General features: G+C 70.9%; 23 protein-coding genes and 1 pseudogene. 13 read left to right on the top strand and 11 right to left on the bottom strand.

Annotation, left to right across the window (positions count from 1 at the left end):
* Positions 1–14: 14 nt before the first annotated feature.
* Positions 15–815, bottom strand: coding sequence for a 2-cyclohexenylcarbonyl CoA isomerase (gene chcB, locus ACU6WZ_RS08385; RefSeq protein WP_447032487.1), 801 nt, complete (start codon positions 813–815; stop codon positions 15–17).
* Positions 816–1,128: 313 nt separating this feature from the next.
* Between chcB and ACU6WZ_RS08380 the strand changes: the two genes are divergently transcribed.
* Entirely contained in the window at positions 1,129–1,296 is a 168-nt protein-coding gene (locus tag ACU6WZ_RS08380) for a DUF3117 domain-containing protein (RefSeq protein ID WP_003966491.1), read from the top strand.
* Between the two features lie 108 nt (positions 1,297–1,404).
* Here the strand turns inward: ACU6WZ_RS08380 and ACU6WZ_RS08375 are convergent, their stop codons facing one another.
* Positions 1,405–2,070 (bottom strand): O-methyltransferase, encoded by a 666-nt coding sequence (locus tag ACU6WZ_RS08375; RefSeq protein WP_447032486.1) that lies wholly within the window; start codon positions 2,068–2,070, stop codon positions 1,405–1,407.
* 142 nt (positions 2,071–2,212) lie between these two features.
* On the opposite strand from ACU6WZ_RS08375, the gene sigE reads away from it, so the two are divergent.
* The 5 genes from sigE to ACU6WZ_RS08350 all read left to right on the top strand — a co-directional run bounded on the left by sigE (position 2,213) and on the right by ACU6WZ_RS08350 (position 7,072).
* On the top strand, positions 2,213–2,995 hold the full coding sequence (sigE, locus tag ACU6WZ_RS08370; RefSeq protein ID WP_447032485.1) for an RNA polymerase sigma factor SigE: 783 nt from the start codon (positions 2,213–2,215) through the stop codon (positions 2,993–2,995).
* Complete coding sequence (locus ACU6WZ_RS08365; RefSeq protein WP_447032484.1) at positions 2,992–3,921, top strand: anti-sigma factor family protein; 930 nt, start codon at positions 2,992–2,994, stop codon at positions 3,919–3,921. The genes sigE and ACU6WZ_RS08365 overlap by 4 nt, the downstream gene beginning before the upstream one ends.
* A 94-nt stretch (positions 3,922–4,015) precedes the next feature.
* On the top strand, positions 4,016–5,668 hold the full coding sequence (locus ACU6WZ_RS08360; protein WP_447032483.1) for a S1C family serine protease: 1,653 nt from the start codon (positions 4,016–4,018) through the stop codon (positions 5,666–5,668).
* 148 nt (positions 5,669–5,816) lie between these two features.
* Positions 5,817–6,263 (top strand): sec-independent translocase, encoded by a 447-nt coding sequence (locus tag ACU6WZ_RS08355; protein WP_447032482.1) that lies wholly within the window; start codon positions 5,817–5,819, stop codon positions 6,261–6,263.
* A gap of 119 nt (positions 6,264–6,382) precedes the next feature.
* Complete coding sequence (locus ACU6WZ_RS08350) at positions 6,383–7,072, top strand: hypothetical protein (protein WP_447032481.1); 690 nt, start codon at positions 6,383–6,385, stop codon at positions 7,070–7,072.
* Positions 7,073–7,180: 108 nt separating this feature from the next.
* Here ACU6WZ_RS08350 and ACU6WZ_RS08345 read toward each other — a convergent pair whose 3' ends face one another.
* Genes ACU6WZ_RS08345 through ACU6WZ_RS08335 form a run of 3 tightly spaced genes read right to left on the bottom strand, consistent with a single transcriptional unit; the run spans position 7,181 to position 10,300 of the window.
* The gene (locus ACU6WZ_RS08345) at positions 7,181–8,314 is read right to left on the bottom strand and encodes an Mrp/NBP35 family ATP-binding protein (protein WP_447032480.1); all 1,134 of its coding nucleotides are present in this window, start codon (positions 8,312–8,314) and stop codon (positions 7,181–7,183) included.
* Between the two features lie 44 nt (positions 8,315–8,358).
* Positions 8,359–8,949, bottom strand: coding sequence for a DUF1003 domain-containing protein (locus tag ACU6WZ_RS08340; protein ID WP_447033929.1), 591 nt, complete (start codon positions 8,947–8,949; stop codon positions 8,359–8,361).
* 7 nt (positions 8,950–8,956) lie between these two features.
* On the bottom strand, positions 8,957–10,300 hold the full coding sequence (locus tag ACU6WZ_RS08335) for a magnesium transporter MgtE N-terminal domain-containing protein (protein WP_447032479.1): 1,344 nt from the start codon (positions 10,298–10,300) through the stop codon (positions 8,957–8,959).
* A 186-nt stretch (positions 10,301–10,486) separates the two neighbouring features.
* Between ACU6WZ_RS08335 and ACU6WZ_RS08330 the strand changes: the two genes are divergently transcribed.
* Entirely contained in the window at positions 10,487–11,254 is a 768-nt protein-coding gene (locus tag ACU6WZ_RS08330; RefSeq protein WP_447032478.1) for a hypothetical protein, read from the top strand.
* A gap of 57 nt (positions 11,255–11,311) precedes the next feature.
* On the opposite strand, the gene ACU6WZ_RS08325 is transcribed toward ACU6WZ_RS08330, so the two are convergent.
* Positions 11,312–11,854 (bottom strand): hypothetical protein, encoded by a 543-nt coding sequence (locus tag ACU6WZ_RS08325; RefSeq protein ID WP_447032477.1) that lies wholly within the window; start codon positions 11,852–11,854, stop codon positions 11,312–11,314.
* Positions 11,855–11,931: 77 nt separating this feature from the next.
* On the opposite strand from ACU6WZ_RS08325, the gene ACU6WZ_RS08320 reads away from it, so the two are divergent.
* Positions 11,932–12,876 (top strand): DMT family transporter, encoded by a 945-nt coding sequence (locus ACU6WZ_RS08320; RefSeq protein ID WP_447032476.1) that lies wholly within the window; start codon positions 11,932–11,934, stop codon positions 12,874–12,876.
* Here the strand turns inward: ACU6WZ_RS08320 and ACU6WZ_RS08315 are convergent.
* Positions 12,854–13,969: a magnesium and cobalt transport protein CorA gene (locus ACU6WZ_RS08315; protein ID WP_447032475.1), complete on the bottom strand. Its 1,116-nt coding sequence runs from the start codon at positions 13,967–13,969 to the stop codon at positions 12,854–12,856. The two genes, ACU6WZ_RS08320 and ACU6WZ_RS08315, sit on opposite strands and share 23 nt — an antisense overlap.
* Before the next feature lie 460 nt (positions 13,970–14,429).
* Between ACU6WZ_RS08315 and ACU6WZ_RS08310 the strand changes: the two genes are divergently transcribed.
* Positions 14,430–15,014, top strand: coding sequence for a suppressor of fused domain protein (locus ACU6WZ_RS08310; protein ID WP_447032474.1), 585 nt, complete (start codon positions 14,430–14,432; stop codon positions 15,012–15,014).
* 8 nt (positions 15,015–15,022) lie between these two features.
* Here the strand turns inward: ACU6WZ_RS08310 and ACU6WZ_RS08305 are convergent.
* Positions 15,023–15,997: pseudogene (locus ACU6WZ_RS08305) on the bottom strand (MFS transporter); the annotation flags it as partial.
* Between the two features lie 122 nt (positions 15,998–16,119).
* On the opposite strand from ACU6WZ_RS08305, the gene ACU6WZ_RS08300 reads away from it, so the two are divergent.
* From ACU6WZ_RS08300 to ACU6WZ_RS08290, 3 genes are all read left to right on the top strand, one after another.
* The gene (locus ACU6WZ_RS08300; protein WP_447032473.1) at positions 16,120–16,758 is read left to right on the top strand and encodes a DUF6758 family protein; all 639 of its coding nucleotides are present in this window, start codon (positions 16,120–16,122) and stop codon (positions 16,756–16,758) included.
* Positions 16,759–16,908: 150 nt separating this feature from the next.
* Positions 16,909–17,772 carry a PHP domain-containing protein gene (locus ACU6WZ_RS08295; protein ID WP_447032472.1) on the top strand — a complete coding sequence of 288 codons (864 nt, stop codon included), beginning with the start codon at positions 16,909–16,911 and terminating at the stop codon, positions 17,770–17,772.
* Positions 17,773–17,817: 45 nt separating this feature from the next.
* Positions 17,818–18,423 carry a MarC family protein gene (locus ACU6WZ_RS08290; protein ID WP_447032471.1) on the top strand — a complete coding sequence of 202 codons (606 nt, stop codon included), beginning with the start codon at positions 17,818–17,820 and terminating at the stop codon, positions 18,421–18,423.
* A gap of 47 nt (positions 18,424–18,470) precedes the next feature.
* On the opposite strand, the gene ACU6WZ_RS08285 is transcribed toward ACU6WZ_RS08290, so the two are convergent.
* A complete protein-coding gene (locus ACU6WZ_RS08285; RefSeq protein ID WP_447032470.1) occupies positions 18,471–18,623 on the bottom strand; it encodes a DUF8834 family protein in 153 nt (50 codons plus the stop codon).
* A 207-nt stretch (positions 18,624–18,830) separates the two neighbouring features.
* Here ACU6WZ_RS08285 and ACU6WZ_RS08280 point away from each other — a divergent pair, with 207 nt between their 5' ends.
* The gene (locus ACU6WZ_RS08280; protein WP_447032469.1) at positions 18,831–19,748 is read left to right on the top strand and encodes an NYN domain-containing protein; all 918 of its coding nucleotides are present in this window, start codon (positions 18,831–18,833) and stop codon (positions 19,746–19,748) included.
* A 26-nt stretch (positions 19,749–19,774) separates the two neighbouring features.
* On the opposite strand, the gene ACU6WZ_RS08275 is transcribed toward ACU6WZ_RS08280, so the two are convergent.
* Positions 19,775–20,617: an alpha/beta fold hydrolase gene (locus tag ACU6WZ_RS08275; RefSeq protein ID WP_447032468.1), complete on the bottom strand. Its 843-nt coding sequence runs from the start codon at positions 20,615–20,617 to the stop codon at positions 19,775–19,777.
* A gap of 267 nt (positions 20,618–20,884) precedes the next feature.
* On the bottom strand, positions 20,885–22,399 hold the full coding sequence (locus ACU6WZ_RS08270) for a DEAD/DEAH box helicase (protein WP_447032467.1): 1,515 nt from the start codon (positions 22,397–22,399) through the stop codon (positions 20,885–20,887).
* Positions 22,400–22,690 lie beyond the last annotated feature (291 nt).

The raw sequence follows: 22,690 nt of genomic DNA, 5'->3' as shown, positions 1-22,690 counted from the left end.
AGCGGCCCAGATACCTAGCGACCCAGATACTTCGGCTTCTCCTTGGCGATGAACGCCTGGACCGCGATGGCGTGGTCCGCGGACCCGCCCGCCTTCGACTGGAGTTCATCCTCTTTCTCCAGGGTTTCCGCCAGGCTGTGGCCCGCCCCGTACGCGAGGGACTCCTTGAGCGCCGCGTAGGCCAGGGTGGGCCCGTCGGCAAGGGTGCGTGCGACGGCGGCGGCCTCGGCGGCGAGGTCGGCGGCGGGTACGAGCTTGTTGGCGATCCCCAGGTCGAAGGCCTCCTGCGCGGACAGCGAGCGCGGGAAGAGCAGCAGGTCGGAGGCGCGGCTCTGGCCGATCAGGCGCGGCAGCGTCCAGGAGACGCCCGAGTCGGCGGTCAGGGCGACGCCCGCGAACGACGTGTTGAACGCGGCCGTATCGGCGACGACCCGGTAGTCGGCGGCGAGCGCGAAGCCGGCGCCCGCGCCCGCCGCGACACCGTTGACCCCGGCGACGACGGGCTTCGGCATACCAGTGAGGGCCCGCACGATCGGGTTGTAGTGCTCGCGCACGGTGCTCATGGTGTCGCCGGTGCCCGCCTCGCGGTCGGCGGCCAGCAGCGCGGTGTGCTCCTTGAGGTCCTGGCCCACGCAGAACGCCCGGCCGGTGGCCGTCAGCAGCACCGCCCGCACCGCGGGATCGGCCCCAGCGGCCTGCACAGCGTCCCTCAAGGCGACCTTGGCCTCGATGTTCATGGCGTTCATGGCCTCGGGACGATTGATGGTGATCGTCGCGAGTCCTTCGGTCACCTCGTAGAGCACGGTGTCGGCCATCGTCAGGTCCCCTTTTGCGGCTCGGGCAGGCATGTCGTGCCCAGCATGGCGGAGATCACCAGGGCTGCACATGTGACCTGCGTCTAACAAAGTGAGGGTCCCGGGTGCCCGGCGGCGGCGAAGTATCGCAGGCGGAACGCCGAATTGGGTGGTTTTGAGATCGCGCGTTGCACAAGCGATGCCGACTGATGTTGGTCATTGGGTCCTGCGATGCGGGATAATGGCCTGGAAGCAATGTGTTCGATGCCGGTGACACAGCACCTCTATTGGGGCCGCCGGCTGCGATGAGCTGGTTTCAGGAAGGGGAACGAGCATGGCGGCCATGAAGCCGCGGACGGGCGACGGCCCGCTCGAGGTGACCAAGGAGGGGCGGGGCATCGTCATGCGCGTTCCGCTCGAAGGCGGCGGTCGACTTGTTGTCGAGCTGACTCCGGATGAGGCCGATGCGCTCGGCGACGCTCTGAAGAAGGTCGTCGGCTAAGAAGCGGAACGCCCGATTTTCTCCACTGCCCCGGTACGCACGCTGTGCGCCGGGGCAGTGGTGTGTCCGGCCCCGAAGGCGAGCCCGCCCGTACGCGTACGGGCGGGCTCAGCCGCGCACGACCGCGCAGAGCAGCCCGTCACCGACCGGTAGCAGCGTGGGCACCAGCCGCCGGCTCTCCCTTACCTCTCGCAGCAGCTCCCGAAGCTTCAGCACCTCGGCCGGCTGCGCCGCGGAGTCGACCGTGCGGCCGTCCGCGAAGACGCCTTCGAACACCACGATTCCGCCGGGCCGCAGCAGGCGCAACGATTCAGCGAGATAGTCCAGGCTCTCCAGCCGGTCGCCGTCGCAGAAGACGAGGTCGTACCCGCCGTCCGCGAGGCGCGGCAGTACGTCGAGGGCGTGCCCCGGAATGAAGCGGGCCCGGTTCGCGGCGAAGCCGGCCGCCCGGAACGCCTCGCGGGCGAACTGCTGGCGCTCCGGTTCCGGGTCCACCGTGGTCAGTACGCCGTCGGGCCGCATGCCGCCCAGCAGGCAGATGCCGGACACGCCCGTGCCCGTGCCGATTTCCGCCACCGCCTTGGCATCCGCGGTGGCGGCGAGAAGCCGCAGCGCGGCGCCCGTTCCGGGTGACACCGAGGGCAGTCCTGCCTCCCGGGACCGGTCACGGGCCCACCGCAAGGCGTCGTCCTCGGCGACATAGGCGTCGGCGAACGCCCAGCTCGTCTGCCGGTTGGCGGTAATGGCCCTCTCCTGTCCCCGTAGTTGGCGCAACCGTGACTGTATCCGCTGACGTCGGGAACCCGCAGATGGGACCGGGCGTTAGGAGAGGACGGGGGGAGACATGGATCAGGACCGTATGCGGGTTCCAAATTCACGTAAAGATGCTTATCCGGAGCTAACGGGCGAGGTGGCTATGGTAGGGGCTCCGCTGGACACCACCAGAGCCGATAGGGGAGGTGCGGCTGCGCCTGTGGATCGGGGAGGAGTGCTGCGGCGCTTTCTCAGGTCGTCGGGTGAGCCGAAATCCGTGACCGACACTGCTGACCGCGCAGGTTCCGCCGCCCATCCCGCACAGACTGCGACTTTCGCCTCCGATGCGGAATCCCAGGCGTGGACACCTCCCACCTGGGAGGAGATCGTCAGCACGCACAGTGGTCGCGTCTACCGCCTTGCCTACCGCCTGACCGGAAATCAGCACGACGCCGAGGACCTCACCCAAGAGGTCTTCGTCCGTGTCTTCCGTTCCCTCTCGACGTACACACCGGGTACGTTCGAGGGCTGGCTGCACCGGATCACCACCAATCTCTTCCTGGACATGGTCCGCCGCAAGCAGCGCATCCGTTTCGACGCGCTCGGCGACGACGCGGCCGAGCGGCTGCCCAGCCGCGAGCCTTCCCCACAGCAGGTCTTCAACGACACCCACTTCGACGCGGATGTGCAGCAGGCGCTGGACACTCTCGCGCCGGAGTTCCGTGCCGCCGTCGTGCTCTGCGACATTGAGGGCCTGTCGTACGAGGAGATCGCCGCCACGCTCGGCGTCAAGCTCGGGACCGTGCGCAGCCGGATCCACCGGGGCCGCTCCCACCTGCGTAAGGCGCTCAAGCACCGCTCCCCGCAGGCCCGTGCCGAGCAGCGCTCGCTTGCGACGGTGGGGCTCGGTGGACCTGCTTCCGGCGGAGAGGGCGGAGTCGAGTGAATGGCACCCGGCCCACCTCTGCCGAGCAGCACCTGGGGGACCGGCTGGCCGCCCTGGTGGACGGCGAGCTGAGTCATGACGTCCGCGAGCGCGTCCTGTCGCATTTGGCCACGTGTACCAAGTGCAAGGCCGAAGCCGACGCCCAGCGCCGCCTGAAAAGCGTCTTCTCCACCTCCGCACCCCCGCCGCCTTCGGAGGGCCTGCTCGCACGTCTTCAGGGGCTGCCGGGTGGCGGCTCCGGCACGGACGGCAACGACGACGCGCGGCCGTTCGGCCAGGGCGGCTTCGGGCAGGGTGTGTTCGGCACCGGAGCCTCGGACGGCAGGTCTTCCGGCACTTTCGATTTCGCGTACGCGCCGGCCACCGGGCACACCGGCGGTTTCCGCGTCCATGACGTGCGCCGCGCGGAGGCGGAGCGCTCCGGCGGGCGCACCCGGCGGCTGGCCTTCGCGGCGGCCAGCGCCGTTTCGCTCGCCGCGTTCGCGCTCGGCGGCGCCGTGCCCGTCGGCTCGGCGGGCGATCCGGCCGGCAGAGGTTCGGGTACGGGCAACAACGTCACGCCGCTGCGTACCGCCGGACCGAGCGCCGCGGCTTCGGACACCACGCGCCGCCGCGGCTCCGGGCAGAGCCTCCTCGCCGCCTCCGGGAAGCGCCCGGCGCGGCCGGGCTCCGAGGTCGGCACCGCTGCCGTCCCGCCCGCGTTCGTTTCGCCCGGAGCGGCCCGTGGCGGAGCGCAGGGCGTCGCGCTCAGCCGGCCCTTCCCGGCGCCTCCGCTCTCCAGCCAGGTCCCGTTGCCGCTCATACGCCCGTCGGCGTCCCTGCTGTCGCTCAGCTCCGTGACCGACCGCGGTCCGGCACTGACGGTGCCGCCTTCGCCGCTCCAGCTTGCGGCCACGTCGTCTTCCGGGCTGCCCGTTTCGCGCTGAGGCTGGTTGAATCCTGGGTGTGGCGCCTTAATCCGGGGCGCGGAACAACGAATTGGCACCGCCCGAGGGCGTGCTCGTGGGTTGCGGGGAGAGCATGGACGAGGGCAGGCCCACCGGGCCGAAGGCGAAGTGGTGGAGTCGTCCAGCGCCGGTCCGCCGGACACCGGACGCCCCGGAAGCCGAGGCCGAGGTGCAGCCGGCCGCCACCGAAGTGGCCGCCACCGAAGTCGCCGACGCGCCTGCGGCCCCCCAGGCCCCGGCGGCAGCCCAAGGCCCCGAGCCCGCGGCAGTGCAGGCGCGTCCGGAGCCGCTGCATGCTCCGGATCCTTACGCCACCCCGCCCTACGGCGGCCCGGGGCCCTGGGCACCCGCGCCGCCCGTGCAGCGGCCGGTGCCGACGCCGCCGCAGGGCACGTTCGTACCCCCCGGTGCGCCCGTCGGCGGGGACGGCGCCGGGTTCACCGCGCCACCACCACCGCCCCTGCAGCCCCAGCCCCAGCCCCTGCCCCAGCCCCAGCCCCAGCCTGCGGGGCCTCAGCCTTCCCACTGGCTCCAGTACGACCCCTGGGGCGCGCCCCAGCAGCCTCTGGTCCACCACGGAGACCCGGCGGACGGCGGGGGAGGCGGCCGGAAGAGAAAGGGCCGCAGGGGCGCACTGCTCGCGGGGGCTCTGCTGATCGCGCTGGTCGCCGGAGGCGTCGGCGGAGGCATCGGGGCGTACACGGAACGCTACGGCGGCATCACCCGCGTCGAGCTGCCCCAGGCGCAGCAGGACGACGGCAAGGGCCGGGCCCCCGACAGCGTCGCGGGCATCGCCGCCCGCGCCCTGCCGTCCGTCGTCACCCTGCATGTCAACGGCGCCGGTGAGCAGGGCACGGGCACCGGCTTCGTGCTCGACGCCAAGGGCCACATCCTCACCAACAACCATGTGGTGGACCCCGCCGGAGCGAGCGGCACGATCACCGTCACATTCAGCGGCGGCCAGACCGCCAAGGCCGAGATCATCGGCAAGGACAGCGGTTACGACCTCGCGGTCGTCCGGGTGCTGGGTGTCGACGGACTCAAGCCACTGCCCCTGGGCAACTCGGAGAATGTCCGGGTCGGTGACCCAGTGGTCGCCATCGGCGCACCGTTCGACCTCCAGAACACCGTGACGTCCGGAATCATCAGCGCCAAGGAACGCCCCATCACCGCAGGCGGCGAGAAGGGCGACGGCAGCGACGTCAGTTATGTGAACGCGCTCCAGACCGACGCCCCGATAAACCCCGGCAACTCCGGTGGCCCGCTGCTCGACGCGCAGGCCCGTGTCATCGGCATCAACAGCGCGATACGCGCGGCGGACGGCGGCGCGGGTCTCGAAGACAGCCAGAGCGGCAGCATCGGCCTGGGCTTCGCCATCCCCGTCAACCAGGGCAAGCGCGTCGCCGAAGAGCTGATCAACACCGGTCGAGCCACCCACCCGGTCATCGGAGTGACCCTCGACATGCAGTTCACCGGCGACGGCGCCCGCGTCGGCAGCAAGGGCGCGGACGGTCCGCCGGTGACGCCCGGCGGTCCCGGAGCCAGGGCCGGGATCGAGCCGCGGGACGTTATCACCGAGGTCGACGGTCAGAAGGTGCTCAACGGCCAGGAGCTGATCGTGAAGATCCGCTCCCACCGCCCCGGCGACCGCCTGGAGCTGACCGTGGTGCGGGCCGGCAAGGAGCGGGCCGTCACGGTGACCCTCGGCTCGGCGGACGGCCCCTGACAGGGCCGGGGGCCGCCGCATGAGTGTCACGTGAAGGTACCGCCCGGACAGATTGGCCGGGTACCGTGGACGGGGCCCGGACCGGTCCTCTGCCCGCGGCGGGGAGACACACCCGAACCGCGGGCGCGGAGAGCCAAGGAGCGACAAGGTGTTCACTGACATAGGCGCACTCGAGATCGTGACGCTCGTGGTTCTCGCCGTGCTCGTCTTCGGTCCCGACAAGCTGCCGAAGCTCATCCAGGACGCGTCCGCGATGATCCGCAAGATCCGCGAGTTCTCGGAGAGCGCGAAGCACGACATCCGCTCCGAACTGGGCCCCGAATTCAAGGACTTCGATTTCGAGGACCTGAACCCCAAGACCTTTGTCCGCAAGCAGCTGATGGACAACGACGACTTGGGGCTCAAGGAGATCCGCAGCAGTTTCGACCTCAAGAGCGAGATGGCCGAGGTCGCCGACGCCGTCCACGGCCGCGACAGCGGACAGGCCGCCAAGCCCGACCTTTCCAAGGACTCCGCCGGCGCCCCCGACCTGCGCAAGAAGAGCGAAACGCCCGCCGCCGGCGAGCGCCCGCCATTCGACGCGGACGCCACCTGAGGCCCGCCCTTCCGTACGAGCCGCATCAAGGTGGCTAAGCTCCATCTGTCCGGGTGCCAGGACGCCCGAGGGGGGCGGGCCGCCCCGGACGCCACAGATCTCAGGAGGCGGCCGGACAGATGGAGACCACAAGTCGGGTCGGAGCGCAGGGAGCATCCCTGACGCCCAGCACATCCACAGCGGAGGGGGTGCCCGCAGCCCGGCGTACGGTCGACGGCTATCTGCGCGCATCCTTCCCCTGGTACGGGCTTGACGAGGCTTTCACCGGGCCTCGCTGGCTGATGCAGGTCGCCACCGCTGCCGACGGCACGGTGCAGCACGGGGCCACGGGGCACGGCGAGGAGCCGACGATAAGGCCCGCTGTCGAGGACGGCAACGGCCGTCAGGACGCCGAACGTTTCGCGGCGGTCGTCACCGTCGCCAGCAGCCCGGTGCGACGCACCGGCGACGGTACGGGCGTACTGGAGGCCACGTCGGTGTCCTCCGCCGCCTGGCTCGCCGGGTCAGGTCTGCTCTCGGCCACTTGGCCCGCGCACCTCGACCACACCCTGCGCGACAACTGGCTGGACCAGCAGACGGAAGCCGCGTTCGACCTGGCCGACGACCTGTCCGGGCCCCACTGGTCGCAGCTGTCGCTGCCGGTGGACGGCGTCCCCACGCCGTTCCATTACCGGGAGTCCGAGTTCGGCTGGGTGCTCGCCGGCTCCACCGCGTCCGGGGTGCACCTGGGGGCGTACGGGCGGGGGATGAGTGCGTACGGGCTGGGCTTCTCGGTGATCGAGGACATCAGGTCGTACGCCCACGACTGAGCGGGGCCGCACGACGCGGGGAACGCATGACGCGGGGCCGCATGACGCGGGGCCGCCGCTCGACAAGAGCGGCGGCCCCGCGTCATGCGGCCCCGGCCTCAGCTCAGCTCAGAACTTGTTGCGCGGGGTGATGCCCAGCGACATGCCCGACAGGCCGCGTGCCCGGCCGCCCAGCTTGCCCGCGATCGAGCGCAGCGCCGCCCCGGCCGGGGAATCCGGGTCGGTGAGCACGACGGGCTTGCCCTCGTCGCCGCCCTCCCGCAGCCGTACGTCGATGGGGATGGAGCCCAGCACCGGGACGGCCGCGCCGGTGGTCTTCGTCAGCCCGTCGGCGACCCGCTGGCCACCGCCCGAGCCGAAGATATCGACCATCTCGTCGCAGTGCGGGCAGGGCAGGCCCGACATGTTCTCGACGACACCGACGATCTTCTGGTGGGTCTGCACGGCGATGGAGCCGGCCCGCTCCGCGACCTCGGCCGCGGCCTGCTGCGGCGTCGTGACGACCAGGATCTCGGCGTTCGGCACCAGCTGCGCCACCGAGATCGCGATGTCGCCGGTCCCCGGCGGCAGGTCGAGCAGCAGCACGTCGAGGTCGCCCCAGTACACGTCCGCGAGGAACTGCTGCAGCGCGCGGTGCAGCATCGGTCCGCGCCACACCACCGGGGCGTTGCCCGGGGTGAACATGCCGATGGAGATGACCTTCACGCCGTGCGCCGACGGCGGCATGATCATGTTCTCGACCTGGGTGGGGCGGCCGTCCGCGCCGAGCATGCGCGGCACGCTGTGCCCGTAGATGTCCGCGTCGACGACGCCGACCTTGAGTCCGTCGGCGGCCATCGCGGCGGCCAGGTTGACCGTCACCGAGGACTTGCCGACACCGCCCTTGCCCGAGGCCACCGCATAGACCCGGGTCAGTGATCCCGGCTGGGCGAACGGCACCTCACGCTCAGGGGTGCCGCCGCGCAGGGCGCCCGCGAGTTCCTTGCGCTGTTCGTCGCTCATCACGTCGAGCTCGACGGAGACGCTTGTCACACCCTCGACGCGCTCGACCGCCGCACGCACGTTGTTGGTGATGGTCTCGCGCATCGGGCAGCCGGAGACGGTGAGATAGACCGCGACGGCAACCGCGCCGTCCGCCCCGATCTCGACCGATTTGACCATGCCGAGTTCAGTGATCGGTCGGTGGATTTCGGGGTCGTTCACCGTCGCCAGTGCTTCGCGCACCGCGTCTTCCATAGCCATACCGTCGATGGTACGGCGCGCACTCCCGCACCGGGGAAGCCCCGTCAGCGGTCGCCTTCGTCACGCCCGGGAACGGGCTGAACGGGCTCGTGCGGGAAGAGGGGCCGCCGCTCCTGAAGTTCCTTCGCCATCTCCTTCATGACGTCCTCGAGTTCGGAGCGGATCCAGTCCCGGGTGGCGACCTCGCCGAGGCCTATCCGCAGCGCGGCGATCTCCCGCGTCAGGTACTCCGTGTCCGCGATGGACCGCTCGTTCTGCTTGCGGTCCTGCTCGTGTGTGACGCGGTCCCGGTCGTCCTGGCGGTTCTGCGCGAGCAGGATCAACGGGGCGGCATACGACGCCTGGAGGGACAGCATCAGGGTCAGGAAGATGAACGGGTACTCGTCCCAGCGCATGCCCACGGGCGCGAAGATGTTCCAGAGCACCCACAGGATGATGATCAGCGTCATCCAGACGATGAAGCGCCCCGTCCCCAGGAAGCGCGCGATCCGCTCCGAGAACCGGCCGAACGCCTCCGGGTCGTACTCCGGCAGCAGCCGTTTGCGCGCGGCGCGCGGCTGGTCCAGGCGGGTGCGCGAGCCGCGCGGCAGGGCGCTGGAGCCCGTCGCGGTCCGGCCGCGCTCGCGCGTCTCGATCCCCTTGTCACTGCCCACGGACGCCCTCCCCTTCCCGCTCCGGACCCTGCTCGGCACCCTGTTCTTGCTCGGCGCCGTGTTCCAGCTCGTGCGGGCCGGGCCGCTCGTGGAACTCCGTCTCGCGCCAGTCGTCGGGCAGCAGGTGGTCGAGCACGTCGTCGACGGTCACCGCGCCGAGCAGCGAGCCGCCCGCGTCCACTACCGGGGCGGCGACCAGGTTGTACGCCGCGAGGTAGCTGGTCAGGGTCGGCAGCGCGGTGCCCGGCGACAGCGGCGGCAGGTCGGACTCCACGACCGAGCCGACGAGCGTGCCGGGCGGCTCCCGCAGCATCCGCTGGAAGTGGACCATCCCGAGGTACTTGCCGGTCGGCGTCTCGTCGGGCGGCCGGCACACGTACACCTGCGCGGCCAGCGCGGGGGACAGGTCCTGCTGTCGTACGCGGGCCAGCGCGTCCGCGACCGTGGCGTCCGGCCGCAGCACGATCGGCTCAGTCGTCATCAGGCCGCCGGCCGTCCGCTCCTCGTACGACAGCAGCCGCCGCACATCGGCCGCGTCGTCCGGCCTCATCAGCGCCAGCAGCCGCTCCTTGTCCTCCTCGGGCAGCTCGGAGAGCAGGTCGGCGGCGTCGTCCGGGTCCATCGCCTCCAGCACGTCGGCGGCCCGCTCCTCCTTGAGCTTGCTGAGGATCTCCACCTGATCGTCGTCGGGCAGCTCTTCGAGTACGTCGGCCAGCCGGTCGTCGTCCAGCGCCGCGGCCACTTCGGCGCGGCGCTTGGGCGTCAGATGGTGCAGCGCGTTCGCGAGGTCGGCCGGGCGCAGCTGCTCGAAGGTGGCCAGCAGGCTCTCCGCGCCCTGGCCGTGCTCCTCCAGCGAGAAGCCGCTGACCGCTGACCACTCCACGGTCAGGGTCTCCCCGCGGCGCCGCAGCGCGCCGCTCTTGCCCTTGCGTACGAAGACCTTGTCGATCTCCCAGTCGCGGCGGGCGGGCAGCTGCGACACCGACACGTCGAGGACGGTGACCTCCTCGTCGCTGCCCGTCAGGCGCACCCGGCGGTCCAGGAGTTCGCCGAGGACCAGGCGTTCGGTGGGGCGCTGCTCGAAGCGGCGCATGTTGACCACGCCGGTCGTGATGACCTGTCCCGACTCGACGCCCGTCACGCGCGTCATGGGCAGGAAGATGCGCCGCCGGCTCACCACCTCCACGACCAGGCCGAGCAGTCGCGGCGGCCTGTTTCCCACCCGTAGCATCGCCACCAGGTCGCGCACCCGGCCCACCTGGTCGCCGCCGGGGTCGAACACGGCGACGCCCGCTAGGTGCGAGACGAAGACCCGGGGGGCGCCTGAGGCCATGGGATGCGCCTTACTTTTCGTGAGCAATTCGTGAGCAAACAGCGGCCGACAACGGGTTCAGGCTAGCCCGTGCCGGTCCGGGCCGCCGCCATGGGACGTCCGGACGGCTCTCTGCCGGGCGGCCCGGAAGGCACAGGTACGCTGCCTGCTGCCACCCCGGACACCCGTATGAGAGGCAGTGCGCTTGTGACTGCATTTCCCCCGGCCGCCCGAGCCCGCCGGGCCGCCCTGCTCGGCGTCGTGTGCGTCGGGCTGACCGCGGCGCTCACCGCGTGCGGTGAGGAGCCGCCGCCACCCGATCCGGACCGGGGGACGAACGGCGTGGGGAAGCTCTCCGCCAAGGCCATCGAGGCCAAGGCGCTGGGTGCGGCGCGCGGGGCGCAGGCGGTGCGGCTGTCGGGCACCGTGGTCAGCAAGGGGCGCTCGTACAAGCTCGACATGCGGCTCAAGGAGGACGGCGCCGCGGGCTCCGTGACGTCCAAGGGCAGCGAGTTCGAGCTGCTGCGCATCGGCGACGCGCTCTTCATGAAGGCCGGGGCCGACTTCTGGGACCACGAGGCCGAGCCGACGAAGTCCGACGAGACGGCGGCGGGCAAGCTGGAGGACAAGTACGTCAAGGTCCCGGACGGCGACGCGTCGTACGGTCAGCTGCGTGGATTCACGGAGATGAACGTCCTCCTCGACGGCCTGCTGGGGCTGCACGGTGAGCTGGGCAAGGGCGAGCGCGCCGAGGTCGGCGGCGTCCGCACGATCGAGGTCACCGGGGGCAAGGGCGCGGGCGGCAGCCTCGCGGTCTCGCTGCTCGGTACGCCGTATCCGCTGAAGCTGGAGAGGGCGGGGGGCGCGGGGGTGGTGCGGCTGGCCGACTGGGACGAGGAGTTCGCGCTGCGGGCGCCGGGCAAGGACGAGACGGTGGACTACGGCGGGCAGTTGCCGAGGTCTTCTGGCGGTTGAGTGTCCGGCGGGGCGGGGCGGGGGCGCGGTCCGGGGCGGAGGGCGGAGCCCCGAGCGCTACCGCTTGCGGCCACGCTTCAGCAATAGACGGGGGAGCGCCGCCGGGGCCGGCCGGCGGGTCGTGGCCGGCGTGGGCAGCGGGGCCGCGGCCAGCGACCCGTCCGGCAGCGACGTCGTCACCGCACGCGGAGCCAGCCGCACCACCCGGCACTCCCGCCCCCACCGCTCCGTCATCCGCTCCCCGTCCGGCGCGTTCAGGCGCTTGCCCTTGAGCTCGGCCACTGCCGCCTCCCACGCCTCGGACCCCGCCGCCAGCTCGGTGACCGCCGCCGTCCAGGCGACGAGCCGGCCGCCCTTGTCCTTGCTGCGTACGGTGACTTCCGCGCTCCCGCCGTCGGCCAGCCCGGGGAAGGGCTGCTCTCCCGGCCCGTCCCCGACGACGTATGCCGCGCCCTCGTGCCACACATGCCACAGCGTCCTGGCGGGGCCCGTGCCCCGCACCCAGATGAGCCCGGACTTCTTGGTGGCTTCCTCGACCAGCGCCCGGTCGAGCAGGGCGTCACAAGAGGAGCCGGGAGAGGTCTGCGTGATGGCCGTCATGGCCAAAGGGTAGGCCCCGCGCGCGCCGCCCGAGAATGACAGTTCCATAACCGGCGTACGGGCCTTACATTGAGCGGGTGCCCGCAACAGCCCGCCGCCGCACGGACGGCGAAACCAGCCCCATCGCCGCGCCGCCCCCGCACCCCGGCCTGCACGCCGCGCCCCGCATCGACCTCGTGCTGCTCGGCGTCGCCGTCGCCGCCGTGTCGTTCTCAGCGCCGCTCATCGCCGCGACCGCCGCCCCCGCGCTCGCCATCGCGTTCTGGCGCAACGCCATGGCGGTCGGCGTGCTGGCGCCGGTGGCGCTGCTGAGGCACCGCACCGAGCTGCGCCGCATCGGCCGCAGGCCGCTGCTGCTCGCCGTCGCCGCCGGGGCCCTGCTCGCCCTGCACTTCGGGCTCTGGCTGCCCAGCCTGCGGATGACCTCGGTCGCCTCCTCCACCGCGCTGTGCACCACCACACCCATCTGGACGACTCTCCTGCTGCGCATGCGGGGCCACCGCCCGCCCCGCACGGTGTGGGCGGGCACCATGCTGGCCGTCGTCGGCGTCGTCATCCTGACCGGCGTCGACCTGACGCTGTCCCCCCGCGCCCTCGCCGGTGACGCGCTGGCGCTCGGCGGTGGCATGGCGGCCGCCGGCTACGTGCTGCTCGGGGCCGAGGTGCGGCGCACGGTGAGCACCACGGCGTACACCTTCGTCTGCTACTCGACGACCGCGCTGGTCCTGCTGGTGACCTGCCTGGCCTCGGGCGCCGAGCTCGGCGGATACGACGCCACGACCTGGCTGATGCTCGCCGCGCTCACCGCCTCCGCCCAGCTCCTCGGGCACTCCCTGCTCAACCGCGTCGTGAGCACCCTCGGCCCCTCCGTCACCTCGACCGCGATCCTGCTGGAGACGCCGGGCGCCGCCCTGATCGCGGCGCTCTGGCTTGGGCAGCAGCCGCCCCTGGGCGCTTACCCCGCCCTGCTGGTGATCATGGCCGGGCTGGCGCTCGTCGTCAGAGCCAGCCGTTCCGCTTGAGCGTGCGGTGGATGCTGACACAGACGACGACGATGCTCGCGAGGACCAGCGGATAGCCGTAACGCCATTTCAATTCGGGCATGTGGTCGAAGTTCATGCCGTAGACACCACAGATCATCGTTGGTACGGCGATGATCGCCGCCCAGGACGTGATCTTGCGCATGTCCTCGTTCTGGGCGACGGTCGCCTGCGCGAGATTGGCCTGGAGGATGGAGTTCAGCAATTCGTCGAATCCCACGACCTCTTCGTGCACCCGCGCGAGGTGGTCGGCGACGTCACGGAAGTAGTTCTGGATGTCCGGGTCGATGAGCCGCATCGGCCGCTCACTGAGCTGCTGCATCGGCCGCAGCAGCGGCGCGACCGCCCGCTTGAACTCCAGCACCTCACGCTTGAGCTGATAGATCCGCCCCGGGTCCGAGCCCCGCGAGCTCCCCTTGGCGGGCGCCGAGAAGACATCGATCTCGACCTCGTCGATGTCGTCCTGGACGGCCGCGGCGACCGCGATGTACCCGTCGACGACATGGTCGGAGATCGAGTGCAGCACCGCCGACGGCCCCTTGGCGAGCAACTCCGGGTCGTCCTCAAGCCGGTGGCGCAGGGCACGCAGGGAGCCCTTGCCGCCGTGCCGCACGGTGATGACGAAGTCCTTGCCGGTGAAGCACATCACCTCACCGGTCTCCACGACCTCGCTGGTGGCGGTCAGTTCGGTGTGGTCGACGTAGTGGATCGTCTTGAAGACGGTGAAGAGGGTCTCGTCGTACCGCTCCAGCTTGGGCCGCTGATGCGCGTGCACGGCGTCCTCGACGGCCAGCGGGTGCAGCCCGAACTCGGCGGCGATACCGGCGAACTCGGCCTCGGTCGGCTCGTGCAGACCGATCCAGGCGAAGCCGCCGCCCTCCCGGACGCGGGTCATCGCCTGGTGCGGGGTCAGCGACTCCGAGTCCTTGAGCCGGCGTCCGTTGCGGTAGACCGCGCAGTCGACGACCGCGCTGCTCGCGGACGGGTCACGGGTGGGGTCGTAGCTGCTGTACGCGGCGCTGCTCTTGCGCAGGGACGGACGGACCGCTGCGCGCAGGTCACGGATCATCGACATGGCAGGCTCCTTCACGGAGAAGCCGTCCTGCGGGGCGTGGCACTGCCCGGAATGGAGACGTGCGGGCCACAACGACGGGGCGCGTACGTCGGCAAAGCGGGCGGCACCGCGGGGACGCGGTGACGGCGTTCGCTCAGACACGGATCAGGCAAAAACGAAGTGCTCTTCCGTCGTGCGAAATGCCGTGATCCCCTGAGGTTTCACCGGTTGGCGGCCGGGTACGAAGGGCTTCAGGCCCCGGGGAACACTGACGGTGCGAAAGAGCGGTTGGTACTGCCGGGACGACTTCGATCCATCGCAGCCCCACCTCCTCCGGCCGGTCCCCCGTGGGGGACGACGTGATGTCGGGGCTCGAAAGCCACGCTTCTGCGTGCTGCCCTGACCAGCGGCCAAGACTATCAGCCCACCGGTGTGTCAAGCGCTCTCTTTGCGCCATCCGTACGCGTCCTATGCTCACGGCATGGGAGATGTTCTTGCGCTGGTCGAAGCCCGGTTGCGTACGACGCTGGGCGAACCGGACGCGCGCGCCGCGGTCACGTTCCTCGGTACGGACCGCATGGAGGTACTGCGTTTCGTCGACGGCGACGTCGTGCGCTACGCCACACTCGGCATGTCGGCCCAGCCGATGGCCGACCCGACCGCGGCCCTCGCCGACCCGGTGAAGGGGCCCCGCGCCGAACTGGTGCTGTCCGTAAGGGCCGGGGCGGCCGACACCGACAAGGTGCTGCGCCCGCTCGCGGTCCTCGCCGCGTCCCCGCAGGTCGAGGGCGTGATCGTGGCCTCGGGGGCGTCGCTGGACGTGGGGGAGCCGCTGTGGCCGGGGGCGCCGTACAGCTCCGTACTGGTCGCGGAGTCCGGCGGTCTGATCGAGGACCTGGAGCTGGACGCTCCCATGGACCCCGTGTGCTTCCTGCCACTGCTGCCCATGACGCCGAACGAGGCGGCGTTCAAGCGGGTCAAGGGCGCGCAGGAACTCCAGGAACGCTGGCTCGCGCACGGCACGGACCTGCGCGACCCGCTGCGCGTGTCCGTGCCCCTGGACTGAGCCCGACGTCAGTTGGCGAAGGCGGAGACCCCGTCCTCGGTGGCGTGGACGGGCTCCAGCTCCTCGGCCCGGTGGACCAGCGACGTACGCCGCACCCCTACGACGAGGGCCCCGGCGAGCGCGGCGACGGCGGCCACCACGAACGGGATGTGGATGTCGCTCCACTCCTCGATCTTCGGGGCGAGGAAGGGCGCGGCGGCCGCGGCGAACCAGCGCACGAAGTTGTAGTCGGCGCTGGCGACCGGGCGCGGGGCGTCCGAGACACCCAGGGCGAGCTCGGTGTAGACGGTGTTGTTCATGCCGATGAAGGCACCCGAGACGATCGTGGCGACCACGGCCACCGTGTGGTTCCCGTACCCGAGGACCAGCAGGTCGGCTGCGAGCAGCAGCAGTGAGCCGCCGAGCACCTTGAGGGAGCCGAGGCGCTGCTGCAGGCGCGGGGCGACGAGCACCGAGAAGACGGCGAGCAGCAGGCCCCAGGCGAAGAAGACCGCGCCCGACGTGTACGGCGTCATGTCCAGCACGAACGGGGTGAAGGCCAGCACCGTGAAGAACGCGTAGTTGTAGAAGAACGCGGACGCCGCGACGGAGGCGAGCCCGCTGTGTCCGAGTGCCTTGACCGGATCGAGAATCGATGTCTTGCGGGCCGGTGTGGGCTGTTCCTTCAGGAAGACGGCGATGGCGATGAAACCGACGGCCATCAGTGCGGCCGTGCCGAAGAAGGGGTAGCGCCAGCTCGCGTTGCCGAGCACCGCGCCCAGCAGCGGGCCGCAGGCCATGCCGAGGCCGAGCGCCGACTCGTACAGCAGGATCGCGGCCGCGCTGCCGCCGGCCGCGGCGCCGACGATGACGGCGAGCGCGGTCGAGACGAAGAGCGCGTTGCCCAGCCCCCAGCCGGCCCGGAAGCCGACGAGTTCGCCGACCGATCCGGAGGTGCCGGACAGGGCGGCGAAGACGACGACCAGGGCGAGGCCGGCGAGGAGGGCACAGAATAAGTTAGAGATGCTAATAACTGCAAACTACACTTACATTGCTCAGGTCAGGCGCACACCGGACGGGTGATCGTCCTTGACGCGGGGACGGCCGGGGAGGACCGTGGAGCCCTATGAGGGGCGAACCCAGTTGCCCGAAGTGCGGTGGCCGGGTCAGGGCGCCCGGTCTGTTCGCCGACGCCTGGCAGTGCGACCTGCACGGCACCGTGCACCCGCTGCAACCGGTGATCCCGCCCAGCGTCGAGGCCCTCACGGTCGCGGTGAAGCGCGCCAAAGTCCCGGTGTGGATGCCGTGGCCGCTGCCCGTCGGCTGGCTCTACACCGGCGTGGCCTGCGCGGGCGATGATCGCGGCGGCGCCCGCTCGGTCGCCGTGGCCTGCTCGGGCCCCGGTCCGCTCGGGGGCCTCGGAGAACTGATCCTGGTGGCCGAGGAGCTGGGTGTCGGCCTCGGTGCGCGCTACGCGGGCGTGGACGGCCCCGACCCCGGGACGTACATCAGCGTGGACAAACCGCCGCAGGCCAAGGTCCACGCGGCCGGCCGGCCCACGCCGCTGTGGCATGTCGCCGCCGCCCCGGCCGACCGGGCGGTCTTCGCGGGCGAGGCCCGCGGGCTGTGGCTGTGGGCGATCGTCTGGCCGGAACAGACCGGCCTGCTGATGTACGACGAACTGGTCCTGACGGATCTGCGCGAGGCGGGCGCCGAAGTGGACCTTGTGCCGTGCGGCGCGCTGTCCCCGCGGATCCTGTCCTGAACCGGACCGGCAGTAGGGGACCGGCAGCAGTGGAGCGGCAGTACCGGACCGGCAGCAGGGGAGCGGCGCCGCGGGTTCTGAACCGGACAAGTTCGATTCCCCGTTATCCTGGACCGATCCCCGTCCCGCCGAGCCCCGGAGTCAAGCAGCGTGCGCATCGACCTGCACACCCACTCCACGGCATCGGACGGCACGGACACCCCCGCCGAGCTGGTGCGGGCCGCCGCCGCGGCCGGACTCGACGTCGTGGCGCTCACCGACCACGACTCGACGCGCGGCCACCCCGAGGCGCTCGCCGCGCTTCCCGAGGGCCTGACGCTGGTGACAGGCGCCGAGCTCTCCTGCCGCCTCGACGGCATCGGCCTGCACATGCTGGCGTACCTCTTCGACCCGGACGAGCCCGAGCTGGCGCGCGAACGCGAGCTGGTGCGTGACGACCGGGTGCCCCGGGCGCAGGCCATGGTCGTCAAGCTCCGGGCGCTGGGCGTACCGATCGAGTGGGACCAGGTGGCCCGTATCGCCGGCGACGGCTCGGTCGGCCGCCCGCACATCGCGTCCGCCCTGATGGAACTCGGCGTCGTCGAGACGGTCTCCGACGCCTTCACGCCCGACTGGCTGGCCAACGGCGGACGGGCGTACGTCGACAAGCACGAGCTCGATCCGTTCGACGCGATCCGCCTGGTCAAGGCGGCAGGAGGCGTCGCCGTCTTCGCGCACCCCGGTGCCTCCAAGCGGGGCGAGACCGTCCCGGAGCGCGCGATCGGGGAACTCGCCGCTGCGGGCCTCGACGGCATCGAGATCGACCACATGGACCACGACGGCCCCACCCGCGCCCGCCTGCGCGCCCTCGCGGGGGACCTCTCCCTGCTGCCCACCGGATCCAGCGACTACCACGGCAGCCGCAAGGCCGTACGGCTCGGCGAGTTCACCACCGACCCCGAGATCTACGGCGAGATCACCCGACGCGCGACCGGTGCGTTCCCGGTGCCGGGCGCGGGCGGACGCCGCCCGTAACGCCGCCTGCCCTCCGTACGACCCCTCTTCTCGCAAGGCCACACTGTGCTCGACTTCGCCGTTTTCGGATCCCTCTTTCTCACGCTTTTCGTGATTATGGACCCCCCGGGGATCACCCCGATCTTCCTCGCCCTGACCTCGGGCCGACCCGCCAAGGTGCAGCGCCGGATGGCCTGGCAGGCCGTCGCCGTCGCGTTCGGCGTGATCGCGGTCTTCGGCCTCCTCGGCCAGCAGATCCTCGACTACCTGCACGTGTCGGTCCCGGCCCTGATGATCGCGGGTGGCCTGCTGCTCCTGCTGATCGCGCTCGACCTCCTCACCGGCAAGACCGATGAGCCGACGCAGACCAAGGACGTCAACGTCGCCCTGGTACCCCTGGGCATGCCGCTGCTCGCGGGTCCGGGTGCGATCGTCTCCGTGATCCTGGCCGTCCAGCACGCCGAGACGGCGACCATGCAGGTCTCCGTCTGGGCCGCGATCGTGGCGATGCACGTCGTCCTGTGGCTGACCATGCGCTACTCGCTGCTGATCATCCGCGTCATCAGGGATGGCGGCGTCGTTCTGGTGACGCGGCTGGCGGGCATGATGCTGTCCGCGATCGCGGTGCAGCAGATCATCAACGGCGTCACCCAGGTGATCCAGGGCTCCTGACACACTGATGCCCCCGCACACCGGGTGCGGGGGCATCTCACTGACCCCTACACGGCCGAGCTTTCGGCCGGGCGGATGTAGATGCGTCGGCCGACGGCGGCGGCCTGCTGCACCATCCGGTTGACGGAGGCGGCGTCCACGACGGTGCGGTCAACGGCGGAGCCGTCGACGTCGTCCAGGCGCATGATTTCGAAGCGCAAGGCTTCTCCCTTCGTCTGATCCTCCTGGTGGAGAACTGGTGTGTCTGTCTCTCGTTCAACGGGCTGCACCCGCAAATCATTCCCTAAGCTAAGGAAAATTTTCGACTGGCTAACGGCCTGGTCCGCGATAGGGGACCAGGCCGTAAATACTCGCTGAAGTCGGACCGGTTGTGCCCGCCCCGTCACGCCACGGACAATGGCATCCGTATGGACGACGCACAGCCTTCGGGCCTCACCGACATCGCCAGGATCGAAGCCCGCCTGGGCCGCACCAACGACCTCCTCCAGCGGATGCTCGTCGAGGTGGCGAAGACCCCTTCCACCCACGCGATCTTCGTCGACGCCGGATACGTGTACGCGGCGGCCGGTCTCCTCGTCACGGGAACCGAGGACCGCAGGTCCTTCGACCTCGACGCTGAGGGGATCATCGAGGCCTTCATCGACATGGCCCGCAAGATCTTCGCCGACAGCCGGCTCCTGCGCGTCTACTGGTACGACGGGGCCAGGCGCCGCATCCACACCACCGAGCAGCAGTCGATCGCGGAGCTGCCCGACGTCAAGGTGCGCCTCGGCAACCTCAACGCCAACAACCAGCAGAAGGGCGTCGACTCCCTGATCCGCACCGACCTGGAATCACTCGCCCGCCACCGCGCGATCAGCGACGCGGCGCTCGTGGGCGGCGACGAGGACCTGGTCTCCGCGGTCGAGGCCGCCCAGGGCTACGGCGCGCGCGTCCACCTGTGGGGCATCGAAGCGGGCGAGGGCCGCAACCAGGCGGAACCGCTCCTGTGGGAGGTCGACAGCCAGCGCACCTTCGACCTCGACTTCTGCAAGCCGTACGTCACACGGCGCCCGGTGACGACGTACGAGAACGAGGGCGCCCCCCGCCCCACCCGCGAAGACGTCCGCTTCATCGGCGCGCAGATCGCGGCGACGTGGCTGGGTGCCCGTGGCCGCGACTCGCTGGCCGACCTGCTGCCGAGCCACCCCTATCTGCCGGGTTCGGTGGACCAGGAGCTCCTCGTCGAGGCCGAACGCCTCCTCCAGCGCTCCCTGCGCGGCCACGCGGACCTCCGCCGGGCCCTGCGCGACGGCTTCTGGCAGCACCTCCAGGCCCAGTACTGAGACCGACGCGGTCTTCTGAACCAGGCCTATGGGGCCAAGCCCTCCCAGAACCCCACCAGCGCCTTCACGGTCTCCAACGGCCGGTCGGTGTTCGGGGAATGCTGGGCACCTTCGATCACCGACCGCCGGGCGCCCAGCCGCTCGGCCATCGAATCCAGCAACGGCACCGGCCATGTGTCGTCCACCGCCCCCGACACCACATGAACTGGCAGCGCAAGCGCGGCCAGTTCACCCACGCGATCCGGCTCACTCCTCAACTGCTCGCCAGTTGCGACGAGTTGAGCCGGGCTGTGTCGCAACCAACGCGCTCGCAGCGAGGCGCCGTCGAGGTCGGTGTCCTCCGGCGGATCGAAAGCCTGCATGGCCTCCCACACCCGCCCCATCGTCATGATGCCAAGCGCCTCGGTCAGCAGCCCGATCTTCTCCCGCTGCGCATCGGACACTTCGGCCGGCCCGGACGACATGAGCGTCAACGAAACGAACGGCCCGGCGTCGAGCAGAACGGCGGCCCGGGCGATCTGCCCCCCGAGCGAGTGCCCGACCAGATGCACCGGCGCCCCGGCGCTCTCCGCCTGCGCCAGCACATCGCGGGCCAACTCCTCCCGCGCGTAGGCCTCCTGCCGCAGGGGCCCGTCCGACTCGTACTGCCCGCGCCCATCCACGGCGACTGCGCGATAACCGGCGTCCGCCAACGGGCGGAGCATCGCGATGAAGTCCTCTTTGCTCCCGGTGTATCCGGGCAGCAGCAGCGCGGTACCCCGCCGCTCCCCTCGCGGCTCGGCTTCGAGGGCGGCGAACACACCCCGCGCCGTGTCCAGAGCGATGGGCTGGGTGCCGGGTGGCGGACTGAAGGTGGGCGGCCGACTCATGCCCAGAGGCTAACGGCCTGGTGCGCGATAGGGGGCGGATCAGCCCGCGGCGTCGGATGCGGTGCATCGCAAGGCGGCGGAGCGTCCTCATAGCGGAGCTATTAAGGAGTTTCGCCAACGCGGCGAGGTGCCGTAGCCGGCGTCGCGGGCCCGTCCCCTATCGCGCACCAGGCCGTAACCCCTGCCTACGCACCCACGCCCGCCGGCGGGAACGCCGCCGGCCCGGCCCCGCGACGCGGGACCGGGCCGGAAGGAAACCAGCGTCAATCAGCTGTCCGGCTGCGAAGCCTTGGTCCGCGTCCGCCGCCGCCGCCGAGGCGCACGCACCTCCGCCGCAGCCTCGGCCGACGCCTCAGCCTGAACCGGCGCCTCCGCACCCGACGTCACGGCCGCAGCCGCAGTCTCGTCCGCACCCACCGGCGCCCCGTTGCGCATACGCCGCCGCTGCCGAGGCGCCCGCGTCCGAGCCGGCCGCTCCTCCGCAGCCGCAGCCGCAGGCCCCGCCGCCGCACCGGCAGAAGCCGCCGCACCCGCAGAAGCCGCGGAACCCTTGCGCCCGCGCCCGCCGGTCTCGCCGAGGTCTTCGACCTCCTCGGCCCGAAGACCCGCACGCGTCCGGTCGGCCCGGGGCAGTATCCCCTTCGTACCGGCGGGGATGCTCAGGATCTCGTACAGGTGAGACGAAGTGGAGTACGTCTCCTCGGGCTCGTCGAACGGCAGATCCAGCGCCTTGTTGATGAGCTTCCAGCGGGGAATGTCGTCCCAGTCGACCAGCGTGACGGCAATACCCTTGGCCCCCGCGCGACCGGTACGGCCGACGCGGTGCAGGTACGTCTTCTCGTCCTCGGGCGACTGGTAGTTGATGACGTGCGTCACGCCCTCGACATCGATTCCACGAGCGGCGACATCGGTACAGACGAGCACATCGACCTTGCCGTTGCGGAACGCCCGCAGCGCCTGCTCACGCGCCCCCTGCCCAAGGTCACCGTGCACCGCGCCCGAGGCGAAGCCACGCCGCTCCAGCTGCTCGGCGATGTCCGCCGCCGTCCGCTTCGTACGGCAGAAGATCATCGCCAGCCCACGGCCGTCGGCCTGAAGGATGCGGGAGACGAGCTCGGGCTTGTCCATGGAGTGCGCACGGAAGACGTGCTGCGTGATGTTGGCGACGGTGGCGCCCGAGTCGTCGGGCGACGTGGCGCTGATGTGCGTCGGCTGTGACATGTACCGGCGGGCAAGACCGATGACGGCGCCCGGCATGGTCGCCGAGAACAGCATGGTCTGGCGCTTCGGCGGCAGCATGTTCATGATCTTCTCGACGTCGGGCAGGAAGCCCAGGTCGAGCATCTCGTCGGCCTCGTCGAGGACGAGCGACCGCACATGCGAAAGGTCGAGCTTCTTCTGGCCGGCGAGGTCGAGCAACCGCCCCGGCGTGCCGACGATGATGTCGACACCCTTCTTGAGCGCCTCGACCTGCGGCTCGTACGCCCGGCCGCCGTAGATGGCGAGGACGCGGACGTTGCGGACCTTGCCGGCGGTCAGCAGGTCGTTGGTGACCTGCTGGCACAGCTCACGGGTGGGTACGACGACGAGCGCCTGCGGAGCCTCGGTGAGCTTGTCGGCCTTGGCGCGCCCGGCTTCCACGTCGGCCGTGACGGTGACGCGCTCCAGCAGGGGCAGGCCGAAGCCGAGCGTCTTGCCGGTGCCGGTCTTGGCCTGGCCGATGACGTCGCTGCCGGAAAGCGCGACGGGGAGCGTCATCTCCTGGATCGGAAAGGGGGACATGATGCCGACGGCCTCAAGGGCCTCGGCGGTCTCGGGCAGGATGCCGAGCTCTCGGAACGTAGTCAGGGTGCTGCCTCTTCTGTGAGACGCGACGCGACGCGAACGAAGGGGGTCGTACCGTGCCTGTTTCTCGTCCGGCCGCTGATGGGCCGGGTGGCGCGGGACCACGTGCCGTCGCTCAAGCGCTCATGCCGCTGAGGGGGTCCCTCATCTTGCGGTCGTACGCCTTGGTACGCCCCGCGTGGAGGGCTGTCAGGTCGGAGCCGATCGGGCCACCGACCGGGCATCCTC

It is taken from the genome of Streptomyces hypolithicus, from assembly GCF_052934925.1.
The sequence above is the reverse complement of the archived record's forward strand: the minus strand, read 5'-3'. Positions and strand labels throughout refer to the sequence as shown.